12 protein-coding genes are annotated in these 14,108 nt (G+C 73.5%); 8 read left to right on the forward strand and 4 right to left on the reverse strand.

Features of this window, described 5'->3' with window-relative positions:
• Positions 1 to 136 precede the first annotated feature (136 nt).
• Together E5083_RS21270 and E5083_RS21275 are read right to left on the reverse strand one after the other, a co-directional pair.
• Positions 137 to 1,684, reverse strand: coding sequence for an LCP family protein (locus tag E5083_RS21270; RefSeq protein ID WP_208754116.1), 1,548 nt, complete (start codon positions 1,682 to 1,684; stop codon positions 137 to 139).
• 272 nt (positions 1,685 to 1,956) lie between these two features.
• Positions 1,957 to 2,160, reverse strand: coding sequence for a hypothetical protein (locus tag E5083_RS21275; RefSeq protein ID WP_135787286.1), 204 nt, complete (start codon positions 2,158 to 2,160; stop codon positions 1,957 to 1,959).
• Positions 2,161 to 2,270: 110 nt separating this feature from the next.
• Here E5083_RS21275 and E5083_RS21280 point away from each other — a divergent pair, with 110 nt between their 5' ends.
• Complete coding sequence (locus E5083_RS21280) at positions 2,271 to 3,614, forward strand: helix-turn-helix domain-containing protein (protein ID WP_135787287.1); 1,344 nt, start codon at positions 2,271 to 2,273, stop codon at positions 3,612 to 3,614.
• Here E5083_RS21280 and E5083_RS21285 read toward each other — a convergent pair.
• Entirely contained in the window at positions 3,611 to 4,399 is a 789-nt protein-coding gene (locus E5083_RS21285; protein WP_135787288.1) for a hypothetical protein, read from the reverse strand. The genes E5083_RS21280 and E5083_RS21285 overlap by 4 nt on opposite strands.
• A gap of 348 nt (positions 4,400 to 4,747) precedes the next feature.
• Here E5083_RS21285 and E5083_RS21290 point away from each other — a divergent pair, with 348 nt between their 5' ends.
• On the forward strand, positions 4,748 to 5,695 hold the full coding sequence (locus E5083_RS21290) for a nucleoside hydrolase (RefSeq protein WP_244317622.1): 948 nt from the start codon (positions 4,748 to 4,750) through the stop codon (positions 5,693 to 5,695).
• A 73-nt stretch (positions 5,696 to 5,768) separates the two neighbouring features.
• Positions 5,769 to 7,415, forward strand: coding sequence for a glycoside hydrolase family 13 protein (locus tag E5083_RS21295; RefSeq protein WP_135787290.1), 1,647 nt, complete (start codon positions 5,769 to 5,771; stop codon positions 7,413 to 7,415).
• Here E5083_RS21295 and E5083_RS21300 read toward each other — a convergent pair.
• Positions 7,412 to 8,158, reverse strand: coding sequence for a DUF4142 domain-containing protein (locus tag E5083_RS21300; protein ID WP_244317594.1), 747 nt, complete (start codon positions 8,156 to 8,158; stop codon positions 7,412 to 7,414). The two genes, E5083_RS21295 and E5083_RS21300, sit on opposite strands and share 4 nt — an antisense overlap.
• Positions 8,159 to 8,461: 303 nt before the next feature.
• Between E5083_RS21300 and E5083_RS21305 the strand changes: the two genes are divergently transcribed.
• The 5 genes from E5083_RS21305 (at position 8,462) to E5083_RS21325 (ending at position 14,097) form a co-directional block, all read left to right on the forward strand.
• Positions 8,462 to 9,148 (forward strand): DUF6445 family protein, encoded by a 687-nt coding sequence (locus E5083_RS21305; RefSeq protein WP_135787291.1) that lies wholly within the window; start codon positions 8,462 to 8,464, stop codon positions 9,146 to 9,148.
• A gap of 144 nt (positions 9,149 to 9,292) precedes the next feature.
• Positions 9,293 to 9,712 (forward strand): DUF7144 family membrane protein, encoded by a 420-nt coding sequence (locus E5083_RS21310; RefSeq protein ID WP_135787292.1) that lies wholly within the window; start codon positions 9,293 to 9,295, stop codon positions 9,710 to 9,712.
• Positions 9,713 to 9,850: 138 nt separating this feature from the next.
• On the forward strand, positions 9,851 to 10,510 hold the full coding sequence (locus tag E5083_RS21315) for a DUF4328 domain-containing protein (protein ID WP_244317623.1): 660 nt from the start codon (positions 9,851 to 9,853) through the stop codon (positions 10,508 to 10,510).
• Between the two features lie 135 nt (positions 10,511 to 10,645).
• Positions 10,646 to 11,653 (forward strand): MIP/aquaporin family protein, encoded by a 1,008-nt coding sequence (locus E5083_RS21320; protein WP_135787294.1) that lies wholly within the window; start codon positions 10,646 to 10,648, stop codon positions 11,651 to 11,653.
• 398 nt (positions 11,654 to 12,051) lie between these two features.
• Positions 12,052 to 14,097: an AAA family ATPase gene (locus tag E5083_RS21325; protein WP_341869879.1), complete on the forward strand. Its 2,046-nt coding sequence runs from the start codon at positions 12,052 to 12,054 to the stop codon at positions 14,095 to 14,097.
• The last annotated feature ends 11 nt before the right edge of the window (positions 14,098 to 14,108 follow it).

A 14,108-nucleotide genomic window follows, 5' to 3' on the forward strand; every position in this document is an offset into this window, starting at 1 on the left:
CGAATGCTGAAGTGGGAGCCGGACGGAGGGCACGGCGCGGAGAGTCCCCGGTGCGCCTGTGGTGTGTGTGACCTGTGTGCCTCGTGCGGCGAGTGAGCAAAGAGTAGGTCATGCCGCTGACAGCGTCACGCGGTAATCACCAGGTGAAGCCATCTTGGATCTTCATGCAGGCGTCGGTCTTGTCGCCCTTCAGTACGGCCGCCGACTTGGGGACCTCGCGCTTGGCGGGTTCCGGGAAGCGGTCGCCGGAGGGCCAGTCGGCGCCGACGACGAGGGTGATGTCCCGGGCGTCGTCCACCGAACGGACCCGGGCGGCGGGGATGTTCAGCTCCTTGGCGACCGCGAGGGCGTCGCCCCGCAGCGTGGTGCCGGAGTAGAGGACGGAGGTGCCGGGCTCGTCGGCGGCCGTCTTCTCGTCGAGGGCGTGGGTGAAGCCGTGGTCGCGGAGGATGCCGGCGACCGCCCCGGCGCGGTCGGGCGCGGGGGACTCCAGGCCGGCGCCGGTGCCGTTCTTCACCCGGACGGTGATCTCGGCGGCGGGCGCGGCCGGGTCGGTGGCCTTGGGGCCGGGGTCCTTGGTGCCGCGGCCGTCCAGCGGGACGTCGTCGCGGACCATGGAGACCAGCTTGTCGGCGTCGTCGGCGGCGGGCACCAGGCGGTTGCGGTCCTGCGACCAGGGGGTGGTGGGCAGGGTGGTCATGGTGATCCGCTCGGTGGGGACCTTCTGCAGCTCCATCGAGAGGTCGTACAGCTTCTTCACCGTGCCGAGGCCCTCGTCGACGGTGAGCGCGCTGGTCGCCGCCTCGGCCAGGCGCCGCATCTCGGCGGGGTTGCCGAGGGTGGCGTTCGCCCGGAGCTGGCGGACCATGGAGTTCATGTACATGTGCTGGGCGTGGGTGCGGCCGACGTCGGTGCCGTCCTCGAAGCCGTAGCGGGTGCGGAGCCACTGGAGGGCCTGCTTGCCCTTGACCGGGTGGGTGCCCGCCCGCAGCTTGAGGCCGGAGCCGTGGCCGCTCGCGGTGTGCGACCAGACGTTCTGCTCGACGCAGACCGGGACGCCGCCGATGGCGTCGGCCATGGAGACCACGCCGGAGAAGTCGACCATCATGAAGTGGTCCACGGGGATGCCGGTGAGCCGCATCCAGGTGGCGACCGTGCAGCCGGGTCCGCCCCGGCCCAGCGACTCGTTGGCCATCGCCAGGCTCAGCTCCGGGTACACCTTCTTGGTGACGGGGTCGGTGCAGCGGGGGATCGGGACCATGGTGTCGCGGGGCAGGCTGATCACCGACATGTCGTTCCGGTCGGCCGAGACGTGCAGCAGCATCTGTACGTCCGCCAGCGGGGGCCGGCCCACATCGCCCTTGGAGCCGCCGAGTTCGAGGTCGTCGGCGGTGTTCCGGCTGTCCGAGCCGATCAGCAGGATGTTCAGCGGGGTACGGCCCGCCGCGTCCGGCGTTGACGAGGGGTTGGGGCTGTCGCCGAGGTTGAGCGGGGCCTTGGCGAGGTTGCCGTTGAGGTGCCGGTAGTAGAGGTAGCCGGCGGCGGCGGTGCCGAGCAGGAGCAGGGCCAGCGCGAGGGCGGTCCAGCGCAGGACGCGGGTGGTGCGTCTGCGGGGTGGCCGTACGGTCTCGCCGGTGGTGTCCGGTGCCCCGGTGTCCTCCGTGCGCAGGCTGCTGCTCGTCATCCCCCGTGCCCTTCCGCCCTGGCCCCCCGACCCCGGCCACCGAAAAGAAACCCCGTTCAGCGGCAAGGCGGTTCGCGCTTCGTGAAGGGCCTGGCCGGATCGTGGCTCACCCTAACGGCGGGGTCCGCTGTCAACTGTTGACGGTGAGATATTCCACTCCCGTACAACCGGTCTCTTGGCGGGGTTTGGGGGGATTCGCCGCGCGGCTTGGGGTGGGTTTTACTCGGGGTTGGGCGAGAAACCCCCTTGCGCGGGCGGGTTGTCGGGGGTTGTCAGGGCTGGGCGTGCCGGGCGACGGGCTGGGGTGCGGCGTCCGCCGCGCGGGCCGGGCAGGCGTGGCCGGCGAGCACGAGGGCGGTCACCGCCACGACGGCCGCCGCGACCCCTCTGGCGAACGGGCCGGCGTCCGCGAGGCGGAGCCGGGCGCGGGCGGGAGCATGGGGGCGTGCGACGGGGGCGGGGGTGCGACCTGGCACGGCTACCTCGCAACATCAGCGACGGGTCAAGCGGACTTGAGCCGCCGTTTAACCTAGGGCTGCGGGACCCCAACGACAAGGGGACCCAAGGGAGTTGGGGAGGCGCGGGCATGCCGGAGCGGGACGGTCCGGAGGTGGTCGGGCGGCGCGTGCAACGGCTGCGCGCCGAACGCGGTATGACACAGCGACAGTTGGCCGAGCCCGCCTACACCCCCGCCTACATCTCCACCCTGGAGGCGGGCCGGGTACGCGCCTCCGACGACGCCCTCAGGCACATCGCGGACCGGCTCGGCGTCACCTACGACGAACTGGCCTCCGGCCGCCCCGCCGGACTCGCCACCGCCCTCCGGCTCCGGCTCACCGAGGCGGAGCGGGTGCTCGCGGACGGCCGCGCCGAGGAGGCCGGCGAGCGGTACGCGGCCCTGCTGGCCGAGGCGGCGGAACACGGCCTCGTCCCCGAACAGGCCGCCGCCCTGCTGGGACTTGGCGAAAGCGCGCTGGAGACCGGTGAACTCGGGTCGGCACGCGGCCACTTCGAGCAGGCCGAGGAACTGCTGTCCGGCGAGACCCTCCCGGTGCGGGTACCCGCCGTACGCGGAAGGGCCGTGGCGCACTACCTGGCCGGTGAACTCCGCTACGCCGTCTACCTGTTGGAGACCGCCCTCGACGAACTCAACCGGGGCGGCCTGCACGACCCGGATGCCCTGCTGCACCTCTACACCGCCGTCATCGGCCCCTACATGGACATGGGCGCCCACGCCCGCGCCGCCCAGGCCGCCGAGTTCGCGCTCGCCCTCGCCCCACGCGCCGCCGACCCCGCGCTGATCGCCCGCATGCACCGCTCGGTCGCCCGTACGCTGCTCGCCGAGGGCCGGCATGCCGAGGCGGACGCCTCCCTCGCCAAGGCGGCCGGGCTCTACCGCCAGCTCCGGCTCCGTACCGAGCTGGCCAACTGCCACTGGATGCGCGGTTACGTCCACGCCCAGGCAGGCGAACTGGACCGCGCCGAAAGGGAGTTGCGCCAGGCGCTGGAGATGCTGGCCGAGACCCGCGCCGCGCTGTACCGCAGCCAGGCGGCGGTCGAGCTGGCCGACGTGCTGCACCGCCGGGGCAGACCCACCGAGGCCGCCGCCCTCCTCGACGGCGTCCTCGGCGACTTCTCCTCCGAACGCGGCGCCGTCCACGCGGCCGCCGCCCACCGCCTCCTCGGCATCATCGCGGAGGACGCGGAGGAGACGGACGCGGCCGAGGAGCACTACGTACGCGCGCTCAGCCTCCTCGAACGCGCGGGCGCGGCAGGCGACTTGGCCGACCTCTGCCGTCTCCTGGGCGACCTCCTCCGCCGGACGGGGCGCACGGAAGCGGCTCTGGACGCGTACCGGACGGGCCTGGGCCACCGGACGACACCGGGTACGACCACACTGGGGCCGGCCCCGGCGGCCCCGCCCTTCTAGACCTGCGCCCGCCCCTGCCGCCGTACGTCCGCCAGCCGCAGCGCGCCGATCTGTACCGCCGCCTGCGTCGCGTCGTTCGGGACGTCGCCCTGGCCGCCGTTGGTGAGGGCGAAGGCGTCCTCGCCCACGCGGGCGGCGGCGAGTTCGAGGGTGAGGCCCTGTTCGTCGGCGTCGGGGTTCTCGGGGTCGCTGGCGGTGAGGGTGACGCGCAGGCCCTGGCGTTTGTCGCCGACCTCGGGGAGGGCGAGGCCGGAGACCTGGACGTCCTCGGTCCAGCCGGTCTGGGTGGTGGCGGTGAAGCGGGCGCACTTGGCCGGCATCTCGCCGAGCCACTTCAGGTCGGCGTCCACGTCGGAGGGGCGGCGGGCACCGATCTGGTAGCGGAGCTGGGCCTGGGTGCCGGGGTCGTCCAGGGCGACCGCGACGCGGGCGGGGGCGCCGAGGACCTGGTCGGAGTAGAGCGCGTCCAGCAGCCGCTGGCACTCGGCCACCTCCGACCTGGCCTTGAGCAGGCCGTCCCGCCAGGTCGCGATGGAGTCCGCCGCCGCCCACGGCGAGCCGAGGTCGGACTCGGTGACCAGCGCCGCCTGCGCCTGCGCGTCGGTGAGCGCGGAGTCCCCGGCGGCCGGTGCCTTGGAGGTGGCCGAGGGCTTCTCGACCGTCGGCAGGGAGTACGTCGCGGTCGGCGGATGCTCCAGACCGAGGGTCGCGCAGCCGCTCAGCGCGAGCAGGGAGCCGAGCGGCAGGAGGACACGGGCGCCGCGGGTACGTATGCCTCCGGTCATCGGGTGTGCCTCCTGATCGCGCGGGCCGCTGCCTGCTCCTACGGCACCACCGGCGATCACGGCCCACCAGCGCTCCGGTCCGTTCGGGTGAGGGCGTCGGGACCGGGGGATGGCCGCTCGTCTAGGGTCTTTCGTTTGGATCAGGCCGGATCAGGGAGCGGGGTCCGGTGCCGTGGATCGCAAGGCGGAGGAGGGAGTCATGGCGGAGCCATGGCGACCGACGACAACGCGGCGAGGCGCGGTGCCGGGGCACGCGAGCCCGGCCTGATCCAAACGAGAGGCCCTAGGGTCGAGGCGTCCGTACGCAGCGACGCCCGGCAGGAGGCCGCCGTGCAGCCCGTGGTGCCCGTGATCATCGACTGCGACACCGGCGTCGACGACGCCCTGGCCCTGCTCCTCGCCGTCCGCCACCCCGGCCTCGACCTGCGCGCGGTGACCTGCGTGGCCGGGAACACCGACGTGGACGGCGTGGTCCGCAACACCCTCACCGTGCTGGAGCGGGCCGGCGCCCCCGACATCCCGGTGGCCCGGGGCGCCGAACGCCCGCTGCTGGAGCCCGCCCGCTCGGCCCGCCACGTCCACGGCAGCGACGGCATGGGCGACCTCGGCCTGCCCGCCCCCACCCGCGCCCCGGCCGCCGTGGACGCCGTCACCCTGCTGCGCCGGGAGATCCTCGCCTCCCCGCGCCCGGTGACCCTGATCCCCACCGCGCCCCTGACCAACATCGCCCTGCTGCTGCGCACCCACCCCGAGGTCACGCGCAACATCGAGCGGATCGTCTTCATGGGCGGCGCGGTCGGCGTCGGCAACGCCACCCCGGTCGCGGAGTTCAACGTCTGGCACGACCCCGAGGCGGCCGCGATCCTGCTCGGCGCGGACGTACCGATCACGATGTACGGCCTGGACGTGTTCACCCGCGTGGTGGTCCCCGGCACCGAGGTGCGCCGGCTGCGCGCCTCCGCCGAGCCCGGCGCGAAGCTCGCCGGCGACCTGCTGGCCCACCGCCCCAGCGCCCCCGGCACCACCCCGGACGACGAGGAGGCGGGCGGCCTCGGCGACGCCGGCGCGGTCTGCGCGGTCGCCGACCCGGCCGGGCTCACCACCCGCCCGCTCCCGGTCGAGGTCAGCCTCGCCCCCGGCCCGGCGCGCGGCCAGACCATCGTGGACCGCCGGCCCCGGCCGGGCGAGGCGGAGATCCACGGGGGTGCTCGCGCACGGCCGCTGGTGGAGGTGGCGCTGGACGTGGACGTGGATCGGTACGTGGATCTGTACCTGAAGACGGTGGAGCGGCCCTGACCGAGGTTTCCCCCGCCGGGCGATTTGGACAGCTTTCTGTCGACACCCCCTAGGTGAACCGAACGGAGCCCGCATGGCGGACCTCTCGTCCAGGAACCCCGACTGGTGGCGGCAGGCCGTCATCTACCAGGTCTATCCCCGCAGCTTCGCGGACGCCGACGGCGACGGCCTGGGCGACCTCGCGGGCGTCACCGCACGCCTGGACCACCTGGCCACGCTCGGCATCGACGCCCTGTGGCTCAGCCCCTTCTACCCCTCGGAACTGGCCGACGGCGGCTACGACGTCGCCGACCACCGGGGCGTCGACCCCCGCCTCGGCACCCTGGACGACTTCGACGCCCTGGCCGCGGAGGCCCACCGGCTGGGCCTGAAGGTCATCGTGGACCTCGTCCCCAACCACACCTCGCACCGCCACCCCTGGTTCCAGGAAGCACTGCTCTCCGCGCCCGGCTCACCGGCCCGCGCCCGCTACGTCTTCCGCCCCGGAAGGGGCACGTACGGCGAACTCCCGCCCACAGACTGGCAGTCGGTGTTCGGCGGCAGCGCCTGGAGCCGCGTGCCGGACGGCGACTGGTACCTGCACCTGTTCGCCCCCGAGCAGCCCGACCTCGACTGGTCGCACCCCGAGGTCCGGGAGGACTTCCGCACCACCCTGCGCTTCTGGTCCGACCGGGGCGTGGACGGCTTCCGCGTGGACGTCGCCCACGGCCTGGCCAAGGACCTCAGCGAACCCCTGCGGGACGTCGGGGACATCGGCGCCACCGGCGAGGAGGCCCTGCCCCTGATCGCCCCCGGCAGCCACCCCTACTGGGACCGGGACGAGGTCCACGAGATCTACCGCGACTGGCGCACCCTCCTGGACGCCTACGACCCGCCCCGCACCGCCGTCGCCGAAGCCTGGGTCCCGGACACCCGCCGTGCCCTGTACGCCCGCCCCGACGAACTCGGCCAGGCGTTCAACTTCGAGTACCTGGAGACCGGTTGGGACGCGGACCGGCTCCGCCGCGCCATCACCGCCTCCCTCGCGGAGGCGCACACCGTCGGCGCCTCGGCCACCTGGGTGCTCTCCAACCACGACGTGGTCCGGCACGCCTCCCGCCTCATCCTGCCGCCCGGCACCGACCTGGACGCCTGGCTGCGCTCGGGCGGCATCGACCCCGAGACCGACCCCGAGGCGGGACTGCGCCGGGCCCGCGCCGCGACCCTGCTGATGCTGGCGCTGCCCGGCTCCGCCTACCTCTACCAGGGTGAGGAACTGGGCCTCCCCGAGGTCGCCGACCTGCCCCCCGAGGCGCTGCGCGACCCGGTCTGGGAACAGTCGGGGCACACCCGTAAGGGCCGGGACGGCAGCCGCGTACCCCTGCCCTGGACGGTCACCGGACCCTCGTACGGCTTCGGGCCCGGACCGGCGTGGCTGCCGCAGCCGGAGTCCTTCGCCCGGTACGCCGTCGAGGCGCAGGCCGGCGCCGGGGGCTCGACGCTGGAGCTGTACCGCACCGCGCTGCGCCTGCGCCGCAAGCTGCTCCAGGGCGAGGAGCTGACCTGGACGCCCGCCGCGCCGCCCGGCGTCCTGGACTTCACCCGCGCCCCCGGCTGGCGCTGCCTGACCAACCTCACCGCCGAGCCGGTGGCCCGTCCGGCGGGCGAACTCCTGCTGTCCAGCACGCCGTTGACCGAGCCGGACGTACTCCCGCCGGACACCACCGTGTGGCTCGGCTAGCCGATCGTCGGCGTGGGGCTCGGCTGGGCCGGGGCCGGGTCCTCGCGGGTGCTGTTGGAGTCCGGTTCGCCGGGGATGGCCAGCGGGGTCGAGGTGGCGTTCGGCGGCGGGGTGAGCACGACCTGCGGCTGACCGGGGTCCGGCGCGGGCGGGGTGAGGTTGTCCGAGGGCAGCTTGGGCGGGGTGGTCTGCTGGAAGATGGTCTGGTCGAAGTCGACCAGGCCGGTCTTCTCCATCACCGTCATGTGGTCGAGCACGGTGTCGTTGGCCTGGTCGGCCAGCGAGCGGATCAGCGAGTTCTTGGTCGTGGACCGGATCTTCGCGATGGCGTTGAAGATCGAACCGTGCGTCATCCGCAGGATGTTGGCGAAGTCGGTGTCGAACGCCTTGCCGGTCTCGCCCTTGAGCTGGGTCACGAACCCCTCCTGCTGGGGGCTCGCCACGTTGGGGATCGTGATGTTCAGCATCGGCGCGATCTTGCGGCAGGAGGCGTCCAGCGCGGCGTGCCCGTCGATCAGGTGCTTGCTCGCCTCCTTGACCCCTGGTGAGGAGCCCTTCTGGAGCCCGATCTGCCCCAGCGGGTACTCCCACAGCCCGGCCGCGCGCACCTTCACCACGAAGTCCCGGTCCTGCTCGGTGAGCGGACCCCACTGGGTGTTGGCGACGATGCGGGTCTGTGAACTGGAGACGGTGTTCAGCCCGAGCATGCTCGGGTAGGCCAGCGCCGCGAGGGTCAGTGCCATGGCACCGCCCACGAAGAGAGTTCCCGTCGCGTTCCGCGAAAAGCGCACCGTTCCTCCTGCCCGGTCGTGGTTCCGCCGACAGGCGGTTCAGACACACAGCAGTACGGACGCGGAGCCGATTCGTCTCGACATCCGCCGTGAAGATTCCGCACCGGTTCTCCGTGCTGTGCGGCGGAGGCTTTCCCGTGCTGTGCGGCGGGGGCGTCCTTGGCCCGCCGACAACCAGTGTATGAGCGGACGTTGGCCAAAGGTTGACCTCTCCTCGGGCGAAGCGGCCCAGGCCGGAAGCCTAGATTTCGCCGCATGCCCCCACAGCCACCGACCGGAACGCCCGCCGCCCTGCCCGTCCTGCCGTACCGCAAGCCCACCGAGGGCCGCGACTACTGGGTGCTGGACGACGCCCTGCCCGACGCCGGCGCGGTGCGCGAGCGGTGTCTCGCCAAGGAGGACTGGGCGAAGGGATACCCGTATACCTCGGAGACCTGGCCCGGACTGCGGGCGATGCCCGGTCTCGAACCCGGTGAACTGGCGCGCGTGGAGCGGCTGGTGAAGAAGGCGACCGGCGCGAAGGAGCTGTGGGTGCAGCGGGCGCCCGGCGGCGGCACCCTCAATCACAACTGCGTCCAGGTCGTCGGCGAGGGCGAGAGCGAGCCCCGCCCGCACACCGACTCCCGCGCGCTGTGCCGGTACGCCGCCGTGCTCTACCTCAACCCCGCCGTGCCGAAGTCCTGCGGCACCAGCTTCTACCGCCAGTCCCTGCCCGGCGGCCGGCTCGGCGGCAATGTCGTGCAGGCCCCGCACAACAACCTCGTCGACGCCCTCGGCACCCGCTTCGTCGCCCCCGACGCCTTCGAGGAGGACGTCCGCGTCCCGCACCGCGCCAACCGGCTGCTGCTCTACAACGCCAACCTGGTGCACAGCGCGACCGCCTACACCGGCCGCACGCTGGCGGAGAAGCGGATGACGGCGGTGTTCTTCTGGATGGCGTGAGCGGCCGTTTTCTGGAGGGCGCGGGCGGCCGGGGCGTCACCCGTACGGCCTAGCACCCGTGGTCGCCGGGCGCCGCGCGCCGGATCGTCGTACCTACGGCCCCGTTCGGGGTTCACGGGGGACGAGACGTCGGAGGTAACGGCCATGACCCAGCAGACACAGTCGGTGCGACCCGAGCACAGCGGGCTGGCCGAGGGAGGCGCGATCTTCGCGGGTGTGCTGATGCTGGTGAACGGCATCCTCCACATCTTCCAGGGCATCTCGGCGATCGCCGCGGACGATGTGTACGCGCGGATCAACGCCTACGTCTACAGGATCAACCTGACCGGCTGGGGCTGGATTCTGCTGGTGGCCGGCGTGATCGTGGTGGCGACCGGCGCCGGGGTGCTGATGGGAGCGGCCTGGGCGCGGGTGGTCGGCATCGTGATCACCTCGCTGGGCCTGATCCTGCAGTTCCTGTTCCTGCCCTACGCCCCCATCTGGTCGCTGATCCTGATCGCCCTCGACTTCTTCATCATCTGGGCGCTGGCGACCTGGCACCCGGAGGGCCGTCCGGCCGTCTGACCGCCGCCTCCCCCTACGGGCCGGTGCCGCGACGCTCTCCCGCGCGGCACCGGCCTCTTGTCCGGGTTTCATGGTCTTTCGGGCTCGATAGTCCCTGTCATGAGGCCGGTCGGCCGGGCGAGGATGGGGTCCATGACCATGGACGACGTTCTCGACACCCCTGCCGCGCCCCCCGACTCCCGCGCTTCGGACACCCTCTCCCGGCTGGCCGCCGGGGCGCTGCTGCTGACCGGGGCCGGCTGGCTGGCGCGGGCGGTGTGGGAGGTACGGCTGTACCGCGCGGGCGAGCCCGCCTCCGGGCTCCCGGACCAGGGTGACGGGGTGCACCGCCCGCTGACCTCCCTGGAGAACTCGTACCACCTGGTGAGCACGGCCGGTTCCGTGCTCACCCTGCTGTGCGCGGCGGCCTTCCTGATGTGGCTGTGGCGGGTCCGGGACAACGCCCGCGCGCTGTCGGGACGCCCGCCGAAGTACGCCGGGATCTGGGTGTACCTGGGCTGGGTGGTGCCGGTGGTGAACCTCTGGTTCCCGCGCGGCATCGTGGCCGACGCCTACCGGGCGAGCGCGCCGGACCAACGGCTGCCGGCCGTGGTCAACGTGTGGTGGGGGCTGTGGCTGGCCGGGCTGCTCGGCGGCGTCCTCCAGCAGGGCGACGCCGACTCGGTCATCGCCCGCGCCTACTCCGGGATCGGCCCGTTGCTGGCGGCCGACCTGGCGGTGGCGGGCGCGGCCGTGGCGGGGGCGCTGATGGTGCGTACGGTGACGGCGGCCCAGACAGCGCGGCTCGCCGGAGTCTGACGTCCCGTAGGGGATTTCCCTGGTGGTCCTGCGGCAAGAACCCTTAGGCCAGACGGGTTTCCCGTCCTGCGGGCGGGGGCGGAGTGGGTGAATATGAGGATGTTTGCCCTACCGCTCCTCTGCTAGGGGGCCTCAATGGCTGCTGTAGACATTCCCCCGCTCATCAAGCCGTCCCGGCTCCGGCACCGGGGCGGTCTGGCGGGCGAGCTGATGGCGGAGTTCATCGGGACCTTCGTCCTCATCTCGTTCGGCTGCGGTGTGGTCGCCATGGCGGTCGCCGCGCTGCCGGGTTCCGGCCGCGCCGCCACCACCACGACGATCTTCCTCGCCGCCGGTGACTGGCTGCTGGTCGCCTGGGGCTGGGCCCTGGCCGTGACCTTCGGCGTGTACGTGGCCGGCGGCGTCAGCGGCGCCCACCTCAACCCCGCGGTCACCCTCGCCATGGCCGTACGCCGGGGCTTCCCCTGGCTGAAGGTGCTGCCGTTCTGGTTCGCGCAGGTCGCGGGCGCGTTCGCGGGGGCGGCGCTGGTGTACCTCGTCTACCACAACGCGATCGACACCTTCGACGCCTCGGTGAAGGGGCCCAAGACCGACGGCCACACCCTGGCCTCGTTCTCGATCTTCGCCACCTTCCCGGCGCCCTACTTCCACGGCGGCATCTGGGGCCCGCTGATCGACCAGATCGTCGGCGCGGGCTTCCTGGTGATGTTCGTGGTCGCCATCCTGGACCTGCGCAACCAGGCGGTGAAGGCGAATCTGGCCCCGCTGATCGTGGGCTTCGCGGTCGCCGCGATCGGCATGTCCTACGGCGCCAACGCGGGCTACGCCATCAACCCCGCCCGTGACTTCGGTCCCCGGCTGTTCACCTGGGCGGCGGGCTGGGGCAGCCTCGCCTTCCCGGGCAGCGTGCCGGGCCAGTTCAGCGGCTACTGGTGGATTCCCATCGTGGGCCCGCTGATCGGCGGCCTGGTCGGCATCTTCCTCTACGACCTCTTCGTCGGCGACGTCCTCTACCTCCGCAGCCACCTGGGCGAACTCCCCGAGCCCGGCCGTACCCGCCCGGTCCGCACGATCGACCAGGAGGACGAGAAGGGCCGCGGCGGCGACAAGCGGAAGGGGCCGGACGAGGACGACGAGTATTAGGGTCTTTCGTTTGGATCAGGCCGGATCAGGGAGCGGGGTCCGGTGCCGTGGATCGCAAGGCGGAGGAGGGAGTCATGGCGGAGCCATGGCGACCGACGACAACGCGGCGAGGCGCGGTGCCGGGGCACGCGAGCCCGGCCTGATCCAAACGAGAGGCCCTAGTTCCCCCGGCAGGCTGGAGGCGTGGGCGGCTCGGATTCCGGGCCGCCCACCGCTATGTGCACCTGTGTACGAGGGTTCAGTGCGGGGTGTGATCCCTGGCCCGCGTCCGCACCCGAGGTCGCGGGCGGCCGTTGGACTCTGCGTTGGGGCGGCTTGGTGCAGGAACGATTTGGCTGCCCTCTCTGAGCGTGCGGCCACGGGGTGCCGCACCGCCGCGAGCTACGGAGCGCAGAACAGTGTGGGCATACGCCGAGGACACCGAGTGGGCGTCCGCCGCGGGGCGTTGCGGACCGGACGGGCTGATCGGGCGGGGGGAGGAGACGGTGTCCCTCCGGGAGGGGCTGGCCCGGAACCGGCTGGTCACGGTGACGGGGGCCGCGGGGGTGGGGAAGAGCGCGCTGGCCGCTGTCGGGGCGGGGGCGGGTGCAGAGGGCGCATCCCCCTGGGCTCGGGTGATCTATGTGCGGTGCCCCGGCGGGGGTGGGCCCGTCGCCGTGGGGGCGCTCGCCGCTCGGGTGGCGGAGGCGGTGCTGGGGTCGCGGGGTGCGGGAGCGGGTGGGCGGCGGACGGTCGGCGCGGGGGCCGTACCGGACGCGCGCGGTGCTCGTACGAAGGCCCGGCCCGCCCTCGCCGACCTGGTCGCGGCGCTGCGGGGCACGGCCGGGCGGCGGCCCGTACTGCTGTTGCTCGACGACGCCGACGCGGTGCGCACCGAGTGCGCGGGGCTGGTGCAACGGCTGCTGATGGACGTACCCGGTGTGCGGGTGCTGGTGACCTGCCGCCAGGCGCTCGGGCTCGGTGAGGAACGGGTGCTGCGGCTGGCCCCGCTGGCCCCGGACGCGGCGGTGGAGCTGTTCCTCGCGCGGGCCCGCGACGCCGCCCCCGGTTTCCGCGCGGAGGGCGCTTCGGCGGCTGTGGCCCGGATCTGCCGGGTGCTGGAGGGCGTACCCCTCGCCGTGGAGCTGGCCGCCGGCCAACTGGACGCCGAGCCCTCCGCCCGGGCGCTGGCCGACCGGCTGGAGCAGGGCCAGTGCTGGCTGGCCGCCCCCGGACCGGCGCTGCGCCGGCACCGCTCGCTGCGGTCGGCCGTCGGCGCGGCGTATCTGCTGTGCGAGCGGCCGGAGCGCGCGGTGTGGAGCCGGAGCAGCGTCTTCGAGGGGGCGTTCACCGAGCCGACGGCGGCCTACCTGTGCGCGGGCGCGGGCGTCGCCCCGCACCAGGTGTCGACCTGCCTCGCCCAACTGGCCGCCGCCGGGGTGCTGGAGACCCTGGACGAACCGGGTGGTCTGCGCCCGCCCCGCTACCGCATGACCCGTGCCGCCCGCGACTTCGGTGCCGAACGCCTGCGCGCGGCCGGTGAGTTCGAGGTGGCCGTGGAGCGCCATGTGCTGCACCACCGCCGCCTCGCGGAGGTCGCCGAGCACCTGTGGCACGCTGGTGACCAGCGCCAGGCGGCCCGTCTCGTCCGGGACAACGCGGCCGACCTGACGGCGCTGGTGGAGTACGCCTCCCGCCCCGAGGCCCCGGCCGCGCAGGTGACGGCGGCGCTGGCCACGGTGGCCGACCTGTGGTTCTGGTGGACGGTGCACGACCACGGGGAGGAGGGCCGCGCCCATCTCGCCCGCCTGCTGCCCCGCGCGACCGCCGACGACCACCTCACCGCCCGCGCCCGCTGGCTCGCCGCCTGGCTGCACGCCCCCGGCGACCCGGCCACTGCCCGCGCCCTGCTCGGCGAGGTCTGGCCGACGGCGGTCCTCGCCGGTGACGACGCGCTGATCGGCTGGGTCGCGCACGTGCAGGGCGTACTGGCCTGGGAGCGGGGGGACGCCCGTACCGCCGCGGAGTGCTTCCGGCAGGCCGCCGACACCGTCCCGGCGTTCGCCCCCGGCGGCCCGGCCCCCGCCGTCAGCCTGGCGGCGCTGGCCGTGGCGCAGGCCCGCACCTCACCGGGCGCGGCGGGCCGCAGCGCGCGCCGGGCGCTGTCCTCCCCCGGCGTACGCGACGACGCCTGGGCCACGGCGCTGGCCCGCTACGCCCGCGCCTACACCGACCACCACCAGGGCCACACCGCCCGCGCCTGGCACCGCGCCCACCGCGCCCTGGCCACGCTGGACGCCCGCGTCCCGCTGCCGGGCACCCCGGACTCCCCCGACCTCCCCTCCGTACGCGCCTCCCTGCACCGCCTGCTCGCCGACATCGAGTCCCCCCGCACCCCGCGCGCCACGGTGCCGGCACCTCGGACGGACACGGCGATGCCGAGCAGAACGTCCAGCCGTAGGTGAGGGGCAATCGG

Origin of the sequence: Streptomyces bauhiniae, assembly GCF_004784475.1 — a bacterium.
In the GTDB taxonomy this organism is placed as follows: Bacteria; Actinomycetota; Actinomycetes; order Streptomycetales; family Streptomycetaceae; genus Streptomyces; species Streptomyces seoulensis.

What these genes read in the sequence shown, in the direction of transcription:
- E5083_RS21305 (WP_135787291.1), top strand. Translation starts at nt 8,462, where the DNA reads ATGCCCCCACAGCCACCGACCGGAACGCCCGCCGCCCTGCCCGTCCTG.
- E5083_RS21320 (WP_135787294.1), top strand. Translation starts at nt 10,646, where the DNA reads ATGGCTGCTGTAGACATTCCCCCGCTCATCAAGCCGTCCCGGCTCCGG.
- E5083_RS21295 (WP_135787290.1), top strand. Translation starts at nt 5,769, where the DNA reads ATGGCGGACCTCTCGTCCAGGAACCCCGACTGGTGGCGGCAGGCCGTC.
- E5083_RS21310 (WP_135787292.1), top strand. Translation starts at nt 9,293, where the DNA reads ATGACCCAGCAGACACAGTCGGTGCGACCCGAGCACAGCGGGCTGGCC.
- E5083_RS21270 (WP_208754116.1), bottom strand. Translation starts at nt 1,684, where the DNA reads ATGACGAGCAGCAGCCTGCGCACGGAGGACACCGGGGCACCGGACACC.
- E5083_RS21285 (WP_135787288.1), bottom strand. Translation starts at nt 4,399, where the DNA reads ATGACCGGAGGCATACGTACCCGCGGCGCCCGTGTCCTCCTGCCGCTC.
- E5083_RS21280 (WP_135787287.1), top strand. Translation starts at nt 2,271, where the DNA reads ATGCCGGAGCGGGACGGTCCGGAGGTGGTCGGGCGGCGCGTGCAACGG.
- E5083_RS21315 (WP_244317623.1), top strand. Translation starts at nt 9,851, where the DNA reads ATGGACGACGTTCTCGACACCCCTGCCGCGCCCCCCGACTCCCGCGCT.
- E5083_RS21300 (WP_244317594.1), bottom strand. Translation starts at nt 8,158, where the DNA reads ATGGCACTGACCCTCGCGGCGCTGGCCTACCCGAGCATGCTCGGGCTG.